Source organism: Micromonospora sp. NPDC053740, assembly GCF_040677775.1.
GTDB classification, from domain to species: Bacteria; Actinomycetota; Actinomycetes; order Mycobacteriales; family Micromonosporaceae; genus Micromonospora; species Micromonospora alfalfae.
In genome coordinates this window covers 109,495-126,521 of the sequence record NZ_JBFASO010000002.1, presented here as the reverse complement: position 1 = coordinate 126,521, position 17,027 = coordinate 109,495, and the positions used below count along the sequence as shown (strand labels likewise).

Annotated in this window: 11 protein-coding genes and 2 tRNA genes; 8 read left to right on the top strand and 5 right to left on the bottom strand. The window is 70.8% G+C overall.

Features of this window, described 5'->3' with window-relative positions; translation table 11 throughout:
• Positions 1-88: 88 nt before the first annotated feature.
• The 3 genes from AB0K35_RS05120 to AB0K35_RS05110 form a co-directional block, all read right to left on the bottom strand.
• Positions 89-1,435 (bottom strand): AarF/ABC1/UbiB kinase family protein, encoded by a 1,347-nt coding sequence (locus tag AB0K35_RS05120; protein WP_238668217.1) that lies wholly within the window; start codon positions 1,433-1,435, stop codon positions 89-91.
• Complete coding sequence (locus AB0K35_RS05115) at positions 1,432-2,544, bottom strand: hypothetical protein (protein ID WP_363883878.1); 1,113 nt, start codon at positions 2,542-2,544, stop codon at positions 1,432-1,434. Before AB0K35_RS05115 ends, AB0K35_RS05120 begins: the two co-directional genes overlap by 4 nt.
• A gap of 222 nt (positions 2,545-2,766) precedes the next feature.
• Entirely contained in the window at positions 2,767-2,937 is a 171-nt protein-coding gene (locus tag AB0K35_RS05110; RefSeq protein ID WP_167457767.1) for a DUF5679 domain-containing protein, read from the bottom strand.
• Positions 2,938-3,449: 512 nt separating this feature from the next.
• Here AB0K35_RS05110 and AB0K35_RS05105 point away from each other — a divergent pair.
• Positions 3,450-3,983, top strand: a complete 534-nt coding sequence (locus AB0K35_RS05105) for a M48 family metallopeptidase (RefSeq protein WP_363883876.1) — start codon at positions 3,450-3,452, stop codon at positions 3,981-3,983.
• A gap of 787 nt (positions 3,984-4,770) precedes the next feature.
• Entirely contained in the window at positions 4,771-5,379 is a 609-nt protein-coding gene (locus AB0K35_RS05100; RefSeq protein WP_238668214.1) for a hypothetical protein, read from the top strand.
• 149 nt (positions 5,380-5,528) lie between these two features.
• On the opposite strand, the gene AB0K35_RS05095 is transcribed toward AB0K35_RS05100, so the two are convergent.
• Positions 5,529-6,890 carry a zinc-dependent metalloprotease gene (locus AB0K35_RS05095; protein WP_363883874.1) on the bottom strand — a complete coding sequence of 454 codons (1,362 nt, stop codon included), beginning with the start codon at positions 6,888-6,890 and terminating at the stop codon, positions 5,529-5,531.
• A gap of 115 nt (positions 6,891-7,005) precedes the next feature.
• Here AB0K35_RS05095 and AB0K35_RS05090 point away from each other — a divergent pair, with 115 nt between their 5' ends.
• From AB0K35_RS05090 to AB0K35_RS05065, 6 genes are all read left to right on the top strand, one after another.
• Complete coding sequence (locus AB0K35_RS05090) at positions 7,006-8,019, top strand: PDZ domain-containing protein (RefSeq protein WP_238668212.1); 1,014 nt, start codon at positions 7,006-7,008, stop codon at positions 8,017-8,019.
• A gap of 96 nt (positions 8,020-8,115) precedes the next feature.
• Positions 8,116-11,100: a UPF0182 family protein gene (locus tag AB0K35_RS05085; RefSeq protein ID WP_238668211.1), complete on the top strand. Its 2,985-nt coding sequence runs from the start codon at positions 8,116-8,118 to the stop codon at positions 11,098-11,100.
• Between the two features lie 191 nt (positions 11,101-11,291).
• The gene (locus AB0K35_RS05080) at positions 11,292-11,801 is read left to right on the top strand and encodes a SigE family RNA polymerase sigma factor (protein ID WP_363883871.1); all 510 of its coding nucleotides are present in this window, start codon (positions 11,292-11,294) and stop codon (positions 11,799-11,801) included.
• On the top strand, positions 11,791-12,729 hold the full coding sequence (locus AB0K35_RS05075; protein WP_363883869.1) for a hypothetical protein: 939 nt from the start codon (positions 11,791-11,793) through the stop codon (positions 12,727-12,729). Before AB0K35_RS05080 ends, AB0K35_RS05075 begins: the two co-directional genes overlap by 11 nt.
• Positions 12,730-12,816: 87 nt before the next feature.
• Positions 12,817-12,890 (top strand) — tRNA-Met (locus tag AB0K35_RS05070).
• Positions 12,891-13,025: 135 nt separating this feature from the next.
• Positions 13,026-13,102: transfer RNA gene (locus AB0K35_RS05065), tRNA-Met, on the top strand.
• 117 nt (positions 13,103-13,219) lie between these two features.
• Here AB0K35_RS05065 and AB0K35_RS05060 read toward each other — a convergent pair.
• Positions 13,220-16,993: a S8 family serine peptidase gene (locus AB0K35_RS05060; RefSeq protein WP_363883867.1), complete on the bottom strand. Its 3,774-nt coding sequence runs from the start codon at positions 16,991-16,993 to the stop codon at positions 13,220-13,222.
• Between the last annotated feature and the right edge of the window lie 34 nt (positions 16,994-17,027).

The following is a 17,027-nucleotide window of genomic DNA, read 5'->3' as shown; positions in this document are numbered from 1 at the left end:
AATCAGGCGGCTCGCGACCTGGGCGTTCTCTAGTACCACCTCACACAGAAGGGCGGGTGCCGACCGGCACCCGCCCTTCCCCATGTCGTCAGGCGACCGGGGCGAAGCCGGGCAGCCAGCGCTCCAGGATGCTCCGGTAGGGGGCCTTCGCCTCCAACTGGCAGAGCACCCCGATCGACCCGAGCGTCACCCGGTGGATCAGCAGGTACGACGGTGGCAGGTTGAGCTGCCTGCTCAGCTGGTACGTGGGGGAACGCGGGCTGGCCAGTCGGCCCGCCTCGGCCCGTAGCCAGGCCCGGGTGAACCGGAAGCCGTCCGCCGCGATGGGCTCCAGCATGGGGCGGATGAAGTCGAGCACCCCTTCGGCGTCGATCTCCTCGGCTGAACCGATGAACCCCTCCGACCGCAGCCCCGCCACCACCTCGTCGGCATCGCCGCGCAGGGCCGTCGCGGCGATACGACCGATCGGCTCCGGGGTGCCCTCCGGCATCCGGGCCACCGCACCGAAGTCGATCACCCCGAGCCGACCGTCGGGCAGCAACCGGAAGTTTCCCGGGTGCGGATCGGCGTGCAGCAGCCCGGCCCGCTGCGGCGCGGAGAGGTGCAGGGTGGCCATCAACCGACCCGCCTCGTCCCGATCCTCCTCGGTGCCCTCGCGGATGATGTCGGCCAGCGGGGTGCCAGTCACCCATTCGGTGACCAGCACCCGGGGCGAGGCATTGACCACCTCCGGGATGTAGATCTCCGGGTCGTCGGCGTACGCGGCGGCGAAGGTGCGCTGCGACTCGGCCTCCAACTCGTAGTCCAACTCCTCGGTGATCCGTTCGCGCAGCTCGGCCAGGAGCGGCTTGACGTCCAGGCCGGGCTGGATGGCCCGGAACATTCCGCCCAGTCGGGAGAGCTGCTTGAGGTCGGCGAGCAGGGCGTCGCCGGCCCCCGGATATTGGATCTTGACCGCCACGTCGCGGCTGTTCGGTTCGCCCGACTCGTCGAAGCCCGGCTCGCGCCAGCGCGCCCGGTGCACCTGGCCGATGCTCGCGGCGGCGGCCGGAACGTCGTTGAACTCGACGAACAGGTCCCGCCAGTCGGGGCCGAGCTGCTCGGCCAGAACCTTGTGCACGCTGGCGACCGGCAGCGGTGGCGCCGCCTCCTGCAACTTCGTCAGCGCCTGCCGGTAGGGCGCGGCGATCTCCTCCGGCAACGCGGCCTCGAAGACCGACAGTGCCTGGCCGAACTTCATCGCCCCGCCCTTGAGCTGGCCCAGCACGCTGAACAGCTGTTCGGCGGTGCGCTGCTGAATCTCCGCGGAGATCACGTCGGAGGCCAGCCCGGTGACGCGCTTTCCCATCCCGAGAACGGTCCGGCCGGCGAAGCCGAGCGGCAGGGCGGCGAGCTTGGCGGTGCGGGACACGGCGCGGCGCGGGATGTCGGTCACCCGGTCATTGTTACCGACCGGAGGGCCCCGCTGCTGCTCTGCGGCCGGGCTGGTGCGGACACTCGGCCTCGCGAGCACCCACACGCCGGGTGTGGCGGCCAACCCCGACGACGGAAACAGCCGGCACCGGTGATCTCCATGGCACTACCCAGCGTCTCCGGCTGGCCGCCGTCCAGCTGCGTCAGCGCCTCGGCCAGGGCGTACCCGCAGGCGACGAGCAGCGTGCCTGTCGTTGCGGCGGCCATCGGGTCGGCGGCGGCGAGTTGCGCGGCGAGCCGGGGCCAGTCCGGGTCGCGGTCGGCCCGGTGCAGCTCGACGCAGTGCAGGCAGGGCCCGGCGGGTGGGCGGACCAACGGCCCGATCACCGGTACGCCCTCGCGCAGCGTGACCAGCAGGTGTGGCTGCCGGCGCTGGGCGAGACCGGCGGCGAGCAGCGCCGGAGGCCGGTCCGTGCCGAGCTGGATCACCAGGTCGATCCGGCCGGCGCGGCTCGGATGGGTGCCGGTGCCCGGTGCGACGCGGTTGACAGCAGCCCGCACCGCCGGTGCCAGCGGCCGACCGAGTTCGGCGGCGGGGATGCCGGTGCCGATCAGGTCGACGGGGCGTACCGGGCCGGTGAGCTGGGGAATCACCTGCCCCACACCGGACTGGGCCAACGCCACCGTCAGCGGCCCGCCGAGCGCCCCGGCGCCGGTGAGCAGGACGCGGGCCGCCCGCCGCCTCCGCAGGACCTGCGCGGGGGTGCCGGGCAGCCGGGCGGCGGCCAGGGCCAGCGCGCCGGCCTCCGCCGCGAGCCGGGCGCGGACCGGGCCGGTCAGGTCGCGGGGGAGCAGGCTGTGCGCGGCCACCAACAGGCCGGCGGCCCGCAGGGTGTCGAGCAGGGTACGCGCGTCGTCGGCGCTGACCTGGGCGGACGCCGCCTCGATCAGCACGGTCCGCTCGCTGCGGGTGCCGTCGAGCAGGTCGAGCAGGTGGGCGGCGCGGGGGTTGGCCAACTCCAGTAGGGCGGCCGGCCCAGGGCCGACGCCGAGTTGGAGGGTGTGCCGGTCCCGCCAGAGCCGGTTGAGGCCGGGCAGCAGGGTGGGGCGGGCTAATACGGTGCGGCTCATGGTCACGAATCGTGACCGCATCTTCGCGTTCAGTCGATCGTTGTCCACAGGCGGTCAGGCCGCTGTCCAGCGCTATCCACAGGATTTGACAGGTTTTCCACAGCCCCTCGCGCCCGTTGTCGGTCACCCGACAGGGCTACCGCAGCGGTGGCACGTACTCCCGATCCGGCAACGGGGGTGGGGTGGCCACTCGGCCACCCCACCCCCGTTCACCCGTACGGGTCAGACCTTGGCCTTGCCCAGGATGCGGTTCACTGTTGTACCGCATACCGGACACTTGCCCTTGGCCATGTTCATTCCGGTCTTCGAGACCTCGACGTGCCCCTCGAAGTCCCGCTTCTCCTTGCACTTCACGCAGTAACCGTTGTAGGTCGTCTGGGCCTGGTCGGCCACGGTGCCCTCCTCGTCTCGTCCGCCGGTCAATGCCGTCCCGGCGGGGTGCCCGGCGGCGGGCCACACGGGGCGCCGGCGCTGGGTCTCACTCCGCGGCCACCTTCGTGACCGCTGGTCCGCGGACCCTACCCAGGTCTGGGCAGTTCCATGTCAGCTGTGCATCGGCCTGTGAGCAAGTCGACGTCGAGAGTGTGCATGGCGAAATAGGTCGGATAAGTCAGTTTGGCGGGGACACGCCGACCAAACCCTGACAGCCACCCGTGCGAGTGCCCCTGCGGCGGCATTCGGGGCGGTGATCACCTACGGTGGAGACGTGCCGCGCACCGGCGCCATCGGCGTTCACCAAGGGTGACGAGATGGCGCGATGGCGCTACGGTCAAGAAATTTTCGGGACGCCTGGCGACCAATCACCATTTTCTGGGCGCGTGTCGTGCGGTTGACTCTTGCGGACCCCTGGTCAGTGGGCATTAGCTTTCCTTCGTGACACGTAGTCGAGGCTGCGCGGGCCAGTGATGGCGGGGACGCGCAAGCCGGTCGTCGAGGTGCGGCGCAGCCAGCGTCGACGACGCACGGTGTCCGCGTACCGTGACGGTGAGCGAGTGGTCGTCCTCATCCCCGACCAGTTCTCCCGTGCCGAGGAGAGCGAGTGGGTCGACCGGATGCTCGCCCGGCTCGCCGCCCGGGAGGGGCGCCTCGCCCGGTCTGACACCGAGCTGCTGGAACGCGCCAATCGGCTCATCGACCTCTACCTCGCCGGATATGCCACGAAAGCGGTGCCGGCCAGCGTCCGATGGGTCACCAACCAGAACGGCCGGTGGGGCTCCTGCACGCCGGCGGACCGCAGCATCCGAATCTCGCACCGCGTCCAGGAGATGCCCGAATGGGTGATCGACTACGTGTTGCTGCACGAGTTGGCGCACCTCATCGTGCCCAGCCACAACGCCCGGTTCTGGGCGCTGGTCGGTCGCTACCCCAAGTCGGAACGCGCCCGCGGCTACCTCGAAGGTGTCGCCGCCGCCTCCTCCTGCGCACCGCTCCCCACCTGACCCACACACCCGCCGAGGCGCTGGCGCAGCCCGTCGAACCTTCGGACACGTGTCGCGTTCTTCGGGCCCCGTGTTCTTCGGGTGCCGCGCTCTTCGGGCGTCGGGCTTTTCGGGCCCCGCGTTCTTCGGGTGCTGCGTTCTTCGGACCCTGCGTTCGTCGGGCCCTGCGTTCGTCGGGCCCTGCGTTCTTCGGACCCTGCGTTCTTCGGGCCCTGCGTTCTTCGGGCCCTGCGTTCTTCGGACCCTGTGTTCTTCGGACCCTGTGTTCTTCGGACCCCGCGCTCTTCGGGCCCTGCGCGCTTCGGGCCCTGCGTTCTTCAGGCGTCGCGCGTCGAGCCCCTGGGCGCCGCGCCGAGCGCCGACTGCTGTCTGACGCGCGATCGGCCTAGATCCACTCGCCTTCCTGAAAACCGCGCTGTCTAGGCCGCCGGGACACCGCGACTTCCATGAAGCCGAGTCGATCATGACGCCGAGCCGCACCGGGCCGCTCCGGGGTAGGGCCGAATTGTCCGGGTCAGATGGCTTGCGTCGGGTTGATCGGCCCCGGGTGGGTGGGCCGGCGGGTTGATCGCCCTCGGGCGGGTGGGCCCGCGGGTTGGTTGGCCCCACCTAGGTGGCCGGCGGGTTGGTTGATCTCGGGTGGGGTGGACCGGCAGGTTGGTTGGTCTCGCGTGGGTGGGTCGGAGGGTTGGTTGGTCTCAGCTACGTGGGTCGGGCCGGGTGGGTGGATGGCTGGGTGGGTGGCCGGGTTGGGTGGCCGGGTTGGGCGGGGCGCTAGGGTCGGGGGATGGCGCGACGGGTGGTGGTGGCGATGCTCGGGCCGGTGCACTGGTCGCCGCCCGGCGTCGACCTGGCGCAATGGCGAGCGGCGCTCGCGGAAGACGTCATCGACCTGTTCGCCACGCTCAACGAGGTGGAGGTCGCGGTCGCGGTGACCCCGGCCGACCGGGCCCTGGCCGATGCGCTGGTGTGGCCCGGTACGGCGGTGTACGAGGTGGCCGAGCCGACGCCGAATGCCGTGTTCGCCGCGTTGGAGGGGTACGACCAGGCGGCAGTGCTGGTCGGGGACGTGCCGGACCTGCCCGCTCTGACCGTCGGCAAGCTGCTCCGCCCACTCAGCAGTAGGCCGGTAGCTGTGGCTCCGGTCGAGGGAGGCGGCAGGGGTCTGCTCGGGGTCGCGGTGCGACTGCCCGCGCCGGAGTGGCTGCCGACGCTGGAGCTGGACACGGCGACGCCGGCCGAGGCGCGCGCCAACGCCCCGCGCCCGGGTGACGTGGCGGTCACCACCGGCTGGCGACGACTGCGCGGCCCGGCTGACCTGGCCACGCTGGACCCGGCCTTCGAGGGTTGGGAAGCGACCCGCGCCCTGCTCTCCGGGTCGGGCCGACCCACCTGAACGGTCGGCACCGCCCGAACGCCGAACTGTCGGCGTCGCCCGAACGCCGAACTGTCGGCACCGCTGAACCGTCGGCATCGCCGAACGCGCCGCGGGTGCCCGCTGTGGATCTGTGGGCACCCGCGGCGTGGGCAGTCGATGGGCGGGGGTCAGGACTTGGCGTCGCCCTCGCCGTCGGTCTCGTCGGACGGACCCGTCTGACCCGTCTGACCCGACGGACCGGACTGACCCGACGGACCCGACGGACCGGGCTGATCGGACTGGCCGGGGGCCTTCTCCTCCACCCCGCCGGGGGCGGTGAAGTCGAAGCTGTCCAGCTCGCTGAGGTCCATGTCGTTCATCGCGAAGGCGACCGGGTCGGCGAAGTCGTCGTCAGACGGGAGCAGGTCCGGGTGTCCCCAGACGGCGTCGCGGCCCTCGATGCCACGGTGCTGAGTGAGCGCGGCCCAGAGCGCGGCGGCCTCGCGCAGTCGGCGGGGGCGCAGTTCCAGACCGACCAGCGCGGCGAAGGTCTGCTCAGCGGGACCGCCGGCGGCCCGGCGACGGCGGAACGCCTCACCCAGCCGGACGACGTTGGGCAGCCGGTCGCTGGCGGCGCTGTCCACGACGTGGCACACCCAGCCCTCGACCAGGGCGAGTGCGGTCTCCAGGCGGGCCAGCGAGGCCTTCTGCGCCGGGGTGTCCTCCGGGGTGAAGATGCCCTCCAGGGCGATCGCCTGCATCGACTCGGGGTCGGTCGGGTCGACCCGGCCCATCGCCTCCTCGATCGCCTCCCGGTTGACCCGGATGCCCGAGGCGTACATCTCGACGGCGCTGAGCACGTGCCCACGCAGCCACGGGACGTGCTGGAACAGCCGCTGGTGAGCGGCCTCGCGCAGCGCCACGTAGAGGCGGACCTCGTCCTCGGGCAGCTCCAGGCCCTCGCCGTACGCCCGGATGTTGGCCGGGATCAGCGCGGCCGTGCCGGCCGGGCCGAGCGGCAGCCCGATGTCGCCGGCGGAGAGCACCTCGGCGGCGAGCGAACCGAGGGCCTGGCCCAGCTGACCGCCGAAGAGCGCGCCACCGAGGGAGGCCACCATCGACTGCATCGGGCCGAGCTGGGCGCGCGCCTCCGGTGGCACCAGGTCGCCCATGGCACCGACCATCCGGCTGGCGACGGGGTCGCACAGCTTGCGCCACACGTCCAGCGTCTTGAAGATCCACTCGTTGCGGTTCCACGCAACGGGGTTCTGGATGCCGGAGGGCCACGCCGAGGCGGGCTCCAGCCACAGGTCGGCGAGGCGCAGCGCCTCCTCGACCGCGTTGCGCTCGTAGATTGAGACTGCCGGGTCACCGGCGGCCGCGAGCTGGCTGGCTGCTACCTGCCGGGCCAGGTCCCAGTTGACCGGCCCGCTGCCCGGCGCGGAGAGCAGGTGCTGCAACTGCGACATGAACTGCTGCATCTGCGCGGGATCGTTGGGGTCTGGTGGCTGCCCACCCGGGAGCGCGAAACCGAACGGAATATCAGGCACGACATCTACGGTACGCGGACCGCGCCCCAGGTAGCCGCCGCTGGCGTTGCGCTGAGGGCGAAGTCGCGCGGCGCATCCGGCGGGTGACCCGCAGCTGGTCGGTACGCTCTGCGGCATGAGACGTCGTGGCCTGACGGTCCTGCTCGGTGCCCTGTTCACCGCCCTGCTGAGCATCGGGGTGCTCCGGGTGCCGATTCCGTACGTGGTGCTGGGCCCAGGGCCGACGGTGAACACCCTCGGCACGACCGACGGTAAGGAGGTCATCCAGGTCTCCGGTCGGGAGACCTCGACCTCGGCCGGCCAGTTGCGGCTGACCACGGTGGGGGTGCAACCCACTGTGCGGTTGCGGGGGGCGATCGCGGGCTGGTTCTCCGACGACGAGGCGGTGGTGCCGCGTGAGCTGGTCTACCCGCCGGGGGAGTCGACGGAGCAGGTCGAGCAGCGCAACGCCGAGGACTTCAAGGCGTCGCAGACCAGCGCGGAGACCGCCGCGCTGCGGGAGTTGGGCTTTCCGGTGCAGGTGGTGATCAAGACGGTGGCCGGGGACGGCCCGGCGGCCGGTGCGCTGAAGGCCGGCGATCTGATCACCTCGGTCGACGGCCAGCCGGTGCCGGTGGCGGCGAAGGTCACCGAGCTGGTCCGGGCCAAGCCGGCGGGCACGGCGTTGAGCATCGGCTACACCCGTGACGGTGTGCCGGCCACCGCGACGGTGACCAGCCAGGAGCAGGACGGCCGACCGCGGATCGGTGTCGAGATCGATCAGCAGCAGCCGCACCCGTTCACGCTCGGCATCGACCTGGGCGACATCGGTGGGCCGAGCGCCGGTCTGATGTTCGCCCTGGGGATCGTGGACAAGTTGACCCCGGCCGACCTCACCGGCGGCCAGGTCATCGCCGGCACCGGCACCATCGACGACGAGGGCGCCGTCGGCCCGATCGGCGGGATCGCCCAGAAGCTGGTGGGCGCCAAGCGCGCCGGGGCGAAGGTCTTCCTGGTGCCGGCGGACAACTGCGCGGAGGCGGTCCGCAATCCGCAGCCCGATCTGCCGCTGTTGCGGGTGGGCTCGTTGGACGAGGCGATGACCGCTCTGGAGACGTTGCGTACGGGTGGTCAGCCGACGCGTTGCTGACCGGTGTGACCGTGCCCCGACACGCTCAGGAACACCCCGTACTCTGGGTGCCTGGTCGGAGCCGATCATATCGAGCGTGCGGAGCCAACAGTGGTCATGCGTAGCAGCAGCCCCCTCCCGAGGATGAGCCGGCGCGGGCGCGTCACCATCGCGGTCCTGGTCGGGGTGTTCGTGCTCTTCACCCTGCTCGGCTGGGGCGTCCAGGCGTGGACCGACTGGCTCTGGTTCGACGAGGTCCGCTACACCGAGGTCTTCACCGGCGTCCTGCTCACCCGGCTGGTGCTCTTCCTCGCCATCGGCCTCGGCATGGCGGTGATCGTCGGTGGCAACCTCTGGCTGGCCTACCGGTTGCGCCCGCGACTGCGTCCGCACTCGGTGGAGCAGGCGACCCTGGAGCGCTACCGGATGGTGCTCAGCCCGCGGCTCGGCACCTGGATCTCGCTGACCGCAGCGGTGGTCGGGCTCTTCGCCGGTCTCTCCGCACAGAACCGGTGGAACCAGTGGCTGCTCTTCCGCAACGGCGGTGACTTCGGCATCAAGGACCCGGAGTTCGGGGTCGACATCGGCTTCTACGTCTTCCAACTACCGTTCTGGCGTTACCTGCTCGGGGTCGCCTTCACCGCTGTGGTGCTGGCCGTGATCGGCGCGCTGGCGGTGCACTACCTCTTCGGCGGGGTCCGCCTGCAGGGCGTCGGCGACCGGATGAGCAACGCGGCCCGCGCGCACCTGAGCACCCTGGTCGCGGTCTTCGTGCTGTTGAAGGCGATCGCGTACGTGTTGGACCGGCGGGCCATGCTGCTGGAGTACAACGAGGGCGCCAAGTTGTACGGCGCCGGTTACGCGGACGTCAACGCGTTGCTGCCGGCGAAGGAGATCCTCGCCTACATCTCGATCGTGGTGGCCATCGCGATCCTCGTGTTCTCCAACGCCTGGATGCGGAACCTGGTCTGGCCGGGGATCTCGCTGGCGCTGCTCGGCGTGTCGGCGGTTGCCATCGGCGGCATCTACCCCTGGGCGGTGCAGACCTTCGAGGTCAAGCCGAGCGCCAAGGACAAGGAAGCGCCGTACATCCAGCGCAGCATCGACGCGACGCGCGCGGCGTTCGGGTTGGGGGCCACCGAGACGACCGCGTACGCGGCGAACAACCTCACCCCACCGGGGAACCTGGCCACCGACACCGCTGTGGTGTCGAACGTGCGGCTGCTCGACCCGCAACTGGTCAGCGAGACGTACACCCAGCTCCAGCAGGTGCGTGGCTTCTACGACTTCGGTCCGAAGCTGGACATCGACCGGTACGGGGTGAACGGCAAGGTCTCCGACTACGTGGTCGGCGTCCGGGAGATCAACTACGGCGAGCTGACCGACCAGCAGAACACCTGGATCAACCGGCACACCGTCTACACCCACGGGTACGGGCTGGTGGCCGCCCCGGCCAACCAGGTGGTCTGCGGCGGGCAGCCGTTCTTCGTCTCCGGGTTCCTCGGCGAGAAGACCCAGGAGGCGTGCTCCTCGCAGACCGAGCAGATTCCGGCCAAGCAGCCGCGCATCTACTACGGCGAGCGGATGGCGGCCGACGACTACGCCATCGTCGGGCAGTCCGACCCGAACAAGAAGGCCGAGTTCGACAGGCCGGTCGGTGAGGGCGGCGGCGAGTCCTACACCTACACCGGTGAGGGCGGTGTGGAGATCGGCTCCTTCACCCGGCGGCTGCTGTACGCCATCAAGGAGCAGGAGTCGAACTTCCTGCTCTCCGAGGCGGTCAACAAGGACTCCAAGCTGCTCTACGTGCGCAACCCGCGCGACCGGGTGGAAAAGGTAGCGCCGTTCCTCACACTGGACGGCGACCCGTACCCGGCGGTGGTCGACGGTCGGGTGCAGTGGATCGTGGACGGCTACACCACGGCGGCCTCCTACCCGTACGCGGAGAAGGTCAACCTGCAGACCGAGACCACCGACGAGTTGACCAACCGGGGCACCTTCCAGCTGGCCCGGGAAGACGTCAACTACATGCGCAACTCGGTGAAGGCCACTGTCGACGCGTACGACGGCACTGTGAAGCTCTACGAGTACGACGACACCGACCCGGTGCTCAAGGCGTGGAACAAGGCGTTCGGCGGTGACCTGGTGCTGCCGAAGGCGGAGATCCCGGTCGAGTTGAGCGAGCACCTGCGCTACCCGGCGGACATGTTCAAGGTGCAGCGCAACCTGCTGACCAAGTTCCACGTGACGAACCCGGGTGACTTCTACTCCGCACAGGACTTCTGGCAGGTGCCCAACGTGCCGGACGCCCCGGACAGCGGTCAGAAGCAGCCTCCGTACTACCTGTTCACCCAGTTCCCGGGGCAGGAGAGCCCCCGGTTCCAGCTCACCTCGGCGGTCACCCCGAACGGCCGGCAGAACCTCGCGGCGCTGATCTCCGGGTCGTACGTCGACGGGCAGCCTCGGCTGGAGGTGCTGGAGTTGCCGGATCAGACCCGGATCTCCGGCCCGGTGCAGGTGCACCAGCAGATGACGAACAACGCGAACATCCGTCAGCAGCTCAACCTGCTCTCCAGCAACCAGGCGCAGGTGCAGTACGGCAACCTGCTCTCGTTGCCGTTCGCCGACGGGATGCTCTACGTCGAGCCGGTCTACGTGAAGAGCAACCAGCAGGACGCGTACCCGCTGTTGCAGAAGGTGCTGCTCTCGTACGGTGACGGCGGCTCCTTCGTGGCTCTCGCCGACAACATCAACGATGGCATCAAGCAGTTGGTCGAGCAGGGGAAGAAGGCCGGGCAGGGCACGTCGCCGCCGCCGACGACAGGGGGCAACCCGACGACGCCCACGCCCACGCCGACGCCTTCGGGCTCGGCGACGCCGACGCCCACCCCGAGCGCCGGCACCCCGCCGCCGGCAGGTGACCTGGCTGCCGCCGCGGACCGGGTGCAGACCGCGATCACCGAGGTCCGGGCCGCGCAGACGTCGGGTGACTTCGAGCGGTACGGGCGTGCGCTGAAGGCCCTCGACGAGGCGCTCACCGCGTTCCAGCAGGCGCAGCAGGCTGCCGGTGCGCCTGGTGCCAGCCCGAGTGCTGGCGGCTGACCCGGCACCGCACGCAGTTCCTCCCCGAGCCCTCGTCGCTCGGACCGCATCAGGTCCGAGCGGCGGGGGCTCGGCCGTTGTCCTGATCTGTCGGTATCTGTCACGTCACCGACAGCACCGCCCAGGCCCGCAACCTGCGGCGCCGGTCCGCCGTCCTCATTGCAACGGGGTGGGGACGAGGGGGAACAGTCGTGCGGGACGCGCAGAGCTTCGATGACTTCTACCGCAGCACCGCCCGGCGGACGCTGCGGTACGGCTATGCGGTCGCCGGCGACCACAGCGAGGCGCAGGACCTGGTGCAGGAGGCGTACACCCGGGCCTGGCGGCAGTGGGGGCGACTGTCGTCGCATCCGGCGCCGGAGGCGTGGCTGCGGCTCGTGGTGGCCCGGCTGGCGACCGACCGCTGGCGGCGCCTGCACCGTTGGCGGGTGGTGCTGAGCCGCACCGGACCGCCGGAGATGGCACCCCCGCCCAGCGAGGACGGGGTGCTCCTGGCCGGAGCGCTCCGGCAGTTGCCCGCCACGCACCGGCAGGCGCTGGCCCTGCACTACCTCTTCGACATGTCCGTCGAGGAGATCGCCCGGGAGACCGACGTCCCGGTCGGCACCGTGAAGTCCTGGCTGTCCCGAGGCCGGTCCCGGCTGGCCGCGCTGCTGCCCGACCTCAGCGCAGTGGAGTTGGAGGCGAACGATGTCAGTTGAACTCTCTGACCTGTACCGGTCGCTCAGCACCGTCGCGGACGGGCACGAGCTGACCCATCCCGAGTCGCTTCGGCGGTTCGCCGACCGGCGGGCCCGAGCCCGGGTTGCCGGCTCGACGCTCGCGGTGGCCCTGCTCGTGGGCGGGGTTGCCGTCGGTGGCCGACTGGCGTACCCGGCGGACGGCTCCGCACCGCTGCCGCCGCCCGCCGACACCCCGGGCCCGCCGCCGACCGGGGCGACCGCGACCTCCCGGCCGTCACCCACGCCGACCCCGGCGTCGACGCAGTCGTCCCCGCCGCCGTCGCGGACCACCCCGAGCGGTACGCCGTCGCAGCCGGCCACCGGACCGGCGGTGCCTCGGCCGCCCACCTCGATCCCGGACCGCGCCTTCTTCCTGCTGGCGGCCCCGAATCGGACCGGACTGGAATCCTCGGGGGAGGGCCCGGCACTGCCGACGCTGTGCGGCGCGCGCCTGCCCAGCGACTCGGCAATGGTCCACCGCCGTGGTCGCTACCTGGCCTACAAGTTTTCGGAGACGCCGACGGGGCACGTGCCGGACGGCAGCTACCGGCACACCATCACCATCTACCGGGCGGGCCGTGCCGACGACGCGTTGCGGGAGTTGCGGCAGGCAGTGCGCGGCTGCCCCGACCAGAAGCTGCCCGACGACAACAGGACGTGGCGACAGCGGCTGCTGGCCTCTGAGGTGTACGGGGACGCGTCGGTGCTGTTCGAGATGCGGGCCCCGATGCCGGACGGGATGGGCGAGCCGGGTACGGAGGAGGTTCGGCTGGTCCGGGCGGTCCGGGTCGGCGACGTGGTGACTGTGCTCTGGGAGCAGGGTTGGGAGCACACGGCGGCCGTTCGGTCCCAGGTCGATGCCGACAGTCGCCGGGCGGTCGCGGCGATCGAGAGCTGGCTCGACTGACAACGCCCAGGTCAGAGCTGTCCGTGTCGGCGGTATCGGAGTCGCTTTGCGGTGTCCCGGGTCGGTGCGCTACGGTTATCGAACCGACGCGGGGTGGAGCAGCTCGGTAGCTCGCTGGGCTCATAACCCAGAGGTCGCAGGTTCAAATCCTGTCCCCGCTACGAGAGAAACACCAGTTCGAAGCCCGTCTCCGGTTCGCCGGAGGCGGGCTTTCGACATTCCGGGATGCCGGCCACAGCGGATGCCGACCCCACTGATCATCGCCCGGAACGGGTGAGTTAGTCTTAACCAGTCGACGCGGGGTGGAGCAGCTCGGTAGCTCGCTGGGCTCATAACCCAGAGGTCGCAGGTTCAAATCCTGTCCCCGCTACCACTGAAAGTGATATGAGTCCGGCCCCCACAGTGTGGGGGCCGGACTTGTTTGGTGCCGCTGTCGTGATGAGGGGCCCGCAGGGGCCGGCACCTCGTCGGCGCCGACCCCCGGCGGGTTCTACCGCAGGCCGAAGGCCCGGGTGACGGTCTGGGTGACGCCGCCGCCGTTGCGCTGCTCGGCGGTGACCCGGATCGACACGAAGTCGGCAGAGTGTGGTGCGTTCAGCGACGCCTGCCAGGTTCCCTTCTTCTCCCGCAGGTCCTGCCGCCGCCAGGTCGCCCCGTCGTCGTAGGAGATCTCCAACTGGAGTGACGACACGCCGTCGCGGGCAGCGGTGCTGCCCACCACCACCGGCGTGATCGAGAAGTCGGTTCGGCGCTTCGTCCGACCCGCGACGTCCACGTCCGTTCCGTAGTCCAGTTGGACCAGCGGGATGGCCTGCACCTCAGTGCTGCCGCCGGAGACGAAGCTCCACTCGGTGTGCGTGGCGGTCGAGTACGGGCTGAACTCGGGCTTGCCCGTGGTCTCGACGACCAGTCGGTACGGCAGCTTCTCCGGCGACAGGTCACCCGCGCCGACCTCCGGCCAGCCGTTGAACTGGGTCAGCTGCTTGTCGCCCTGATAGAACGTGGCGATCTGCGACATGCTGGCCCCGCCGCTGTGGGCGGCGCCCGCGTCGCCGAACCCCTGGATGTAGGCGCTCATGGCGGTCTCACCCCGGAACGGGATCTCGGTGCTGAGCAGCCGCGGCCGGGTGATGGGTCCGAACCAGCGGTCCTTCTGGACGCTGCCCGGCCGGTAAGCGATGGCCTCCGTGTTGGAGCGCGCCCAGTCGGCGACGTCGGCGTACTGCATCCACTTGATGCCGCCGCCCGCGGAGACCCAGTCGGTGCGTGGTCCCGGCGCGACCGGCTCGAACGGGAACGGCCGTGCCGCCCCGTACTCGTACGGCGGGAAGTCCATCCGGGTCTCGCTGGACTGCTTCCCCGGGGGCGGGGAGAAGGTGAGATCGATCCGGGCGAGGTTGCGCGGGTCGGTCTTGGCGGACGGGTCCTTCGGCACCCCGCCACTGTGGTAGTCCACCAGGTCGTACAGGTACTTCGCCCTGGGGTGGGCGACGACGACCAGTCGTAGCGGCGTGCGGCCGGCAGCGCTGATCTTCTGGATCAACGCCTCGCCCTCGTCCATGGTCACCGAGGCCACCGGGACCGGTCCGGTCGTCACGGCGTCGGGGTTGCCGTACCAGTCGCTCTTGCGGCCCGCGCGGTCGTTGACCACGACGAGCATCGCCGCACCGGCGGTGTGCGCCGCCGCTGCCTGGTCCGTGGGAGGCACCGATTCGTTGCTGCGGACGACCACTGCCCTGCCGCGGGCGGAGACACCGGCGTAGTCGGCGTCGCCGCCGGCTCCCGCGAAGACGGCGTCCAGGCGTGAGGTGCCGTCGGGCAGCGGCAGGGCACCGGGCTGCGCGAGCGGGGCGCTGAGGTGCCGACCGTGGTAGCTGATCGCCAGCGGCGTCTGCTCGGCACGGATCCGGGTGGTGAAGACGAAGCTCCCCTTGCGCACCTTGCCACTGGTCGGCAGGGCCCACAGGCTGTCGTAGGCGGCGCCCGGCCAGAACGTCTCGCGCAGTGCGCTCCAGTCGGTGGGTGTCGGCTCGCTCGAGGTGAAGGAGCGGTAGACGTCGATTCTGCTGTTGACGACGGCGGTCGGCTGGGGTGTCGCCACCTTCACCTGGCGGGCCCGTGCGGCGTCGAGTTCCACGACCCGGTTGGTGGTCAGGTCGACCTCGGGGGCCGTCAGCATCGCGAGTCCGAGAGAGTGGGGCCCGTGCAGACCCTCCACGTCCGCCCCCGTGACGACTGTGTAGGAGCCGGGCGCCAGGCGGGCGGTGAGCTTTCCGTCCGGCACCCACATGAAGGCGGAGCCCGTCTCGGCGTTGACGACCTCGACCTCGCCGCTCATGGGCCGGCCGGCGCGGTCCTTCAGGTGGATGGTGAGGTCGTACTTCTTGGACTCGACGGCGACCCCGACGGCCGTGTGCACCTCGCCGGCGGCGAAGCGGGCCGTGACCTGGGCGGAGTACCTGCCGGCGGGAAGGCCGGCCGGGGCCACCACGACGTCGACCGTCGCGCTCGCCCGAGCGGGCACCGTGACACGGTCGGCGGTTGCCGTGAACGTCTGCGCGGGGGCGGTGCCGTGGTCGACGGAGAGCTCCACCGCGATCGGGCTGTCAGTGGTGTTCGTGTAGGTGATCGTCCGCTTGATCGGCTGTGGTGCGGTGCCCCAGCCGACGAGCCCGGCGTCCACCGACCCGGACGCGATGACCTGGTCCTGGTGGTAGGCGGCGGCGACGTTCAACCGACCGCTACCGGCCTGGTAGGCGTCGTAGTCGGGCGTACGGGCGCTGGTGCTCATCAGCGCGTCCTTGATCTGCCGCGCGCTCCAGGTCGGGTGCTTCTGCACCAGCAGGGCGGCCGCCCCGGCGACGTGCGGCGCTGCCATCGAGGTGCCACTGTCGACGTAGTAGTAGCCCTCACCCCAGGAGATGTGCTGCGAGCGTGCCGCCAGCACGTCCACCCCGGGAGCGGTCATGTCGGGCTTGAGGGCCTCGTCGTTCATTCGGGGCCCGACGCTGGAGAAGCCCGCCAGGTGGTCGGAGGTGTCCACCGCGCCGATTGTCAGCGCGGCGTCAGCGGTACCGGGCGCACCGAGCGTGTACGGGTCTGGTCCGCTGTTGCCGGCGGCCACGACGAAGAGGGCACCCGTCTCGGCGGTCAGCTGGTTGACGGCCTGGCTCAGCGGGTCGTCCTGGGTGTGCCACGCGCTCACGCCGAGGCTCATGTTGATCACTTTGGCGTGTTCGGCCCGCGCAGCCCACTCCATGCCCGCGATGATCCCCGAGATGGACCCGCTGCCGTACTCGTCGAGGACCTTGCCGATCACCAGGTCGGCGTCGGGGGCCACACCCCGTTCCCTGCCGCCGGAGGCGGCGCCCGTCCCGGCGACTGTGGACGCGGTGTGAGTGCCGTGCCCGTTGCGGTCGATCACGTCCTGACCGGGGATGAAGCTCCGGGAGGCCACCACCTGATCGGCGAGATCCGGGTGGGTGGTGTCCACCCCGCTGTCCAGGACGGCGACCCGGACACCGCTGCCGGTGCCACCCGCGGCCCACGCGGCGGGCGCGCCGATCTGGGCGGTGGTATCGGCCAGGGCGGCCTTCGCCTTGCCGTCGAGCCACACCTTGTCGATGCCGGCCGCGAAGGAGGGTGCCGGGGTGGCAGCGCTGCGGCCGGTCGTCGACTGTCCATGGGTGAGGGCCGACCAGAAGTCCGCGGCCTGCGATCGGCGGGTGCGGATCGCCTCACCACTGACGGAGGGAAGCTCCAGCGTGGTCTGCGCGCCCGGCAGCGTGGTGCCGGCCCTGAGCTTCGCCGCGCCCGCCGTGCGGGTGACGATCAGGGGGAGTTCGGCGGTACGGGCGTCGTCGTAGCCCTGGGCGATGAGCTGGGTGACGTCGAACAGTTGCTTGTCGAGTCGACCGGTGGCGAGGTACGGCAACGCCTCGTCCGGGTACACGTAGGTGTCCCGACCCTCAGTGGAGACGCGTACGGCGCCGGTGGCGCCCGGGGCGCGCTTGACGTCCACCGAGGGGGTTGCGTCGTGGACGCCCGGGGTCACCGTCACCCGGTCGCCGGTGATCAGTGTGACAGTGACGGGTGCGCGGTCCGCGTTGCCGCTCGGGGCGGGTCCCGTCGGCGGCGGTGGGGGCGGTGGGGCGCCGTGCGCCGCCGTGGGGGTGAGGAGAGCGGCGACGATTGTGACGCCTACCGCTGCCGCCGCAGATCTTCGGGTGCGAGAGATCCGCGCACTGTCTACAGAGTTGGGCATGAGGCGAATCCGATCACCTCGAGAGATTCATGTA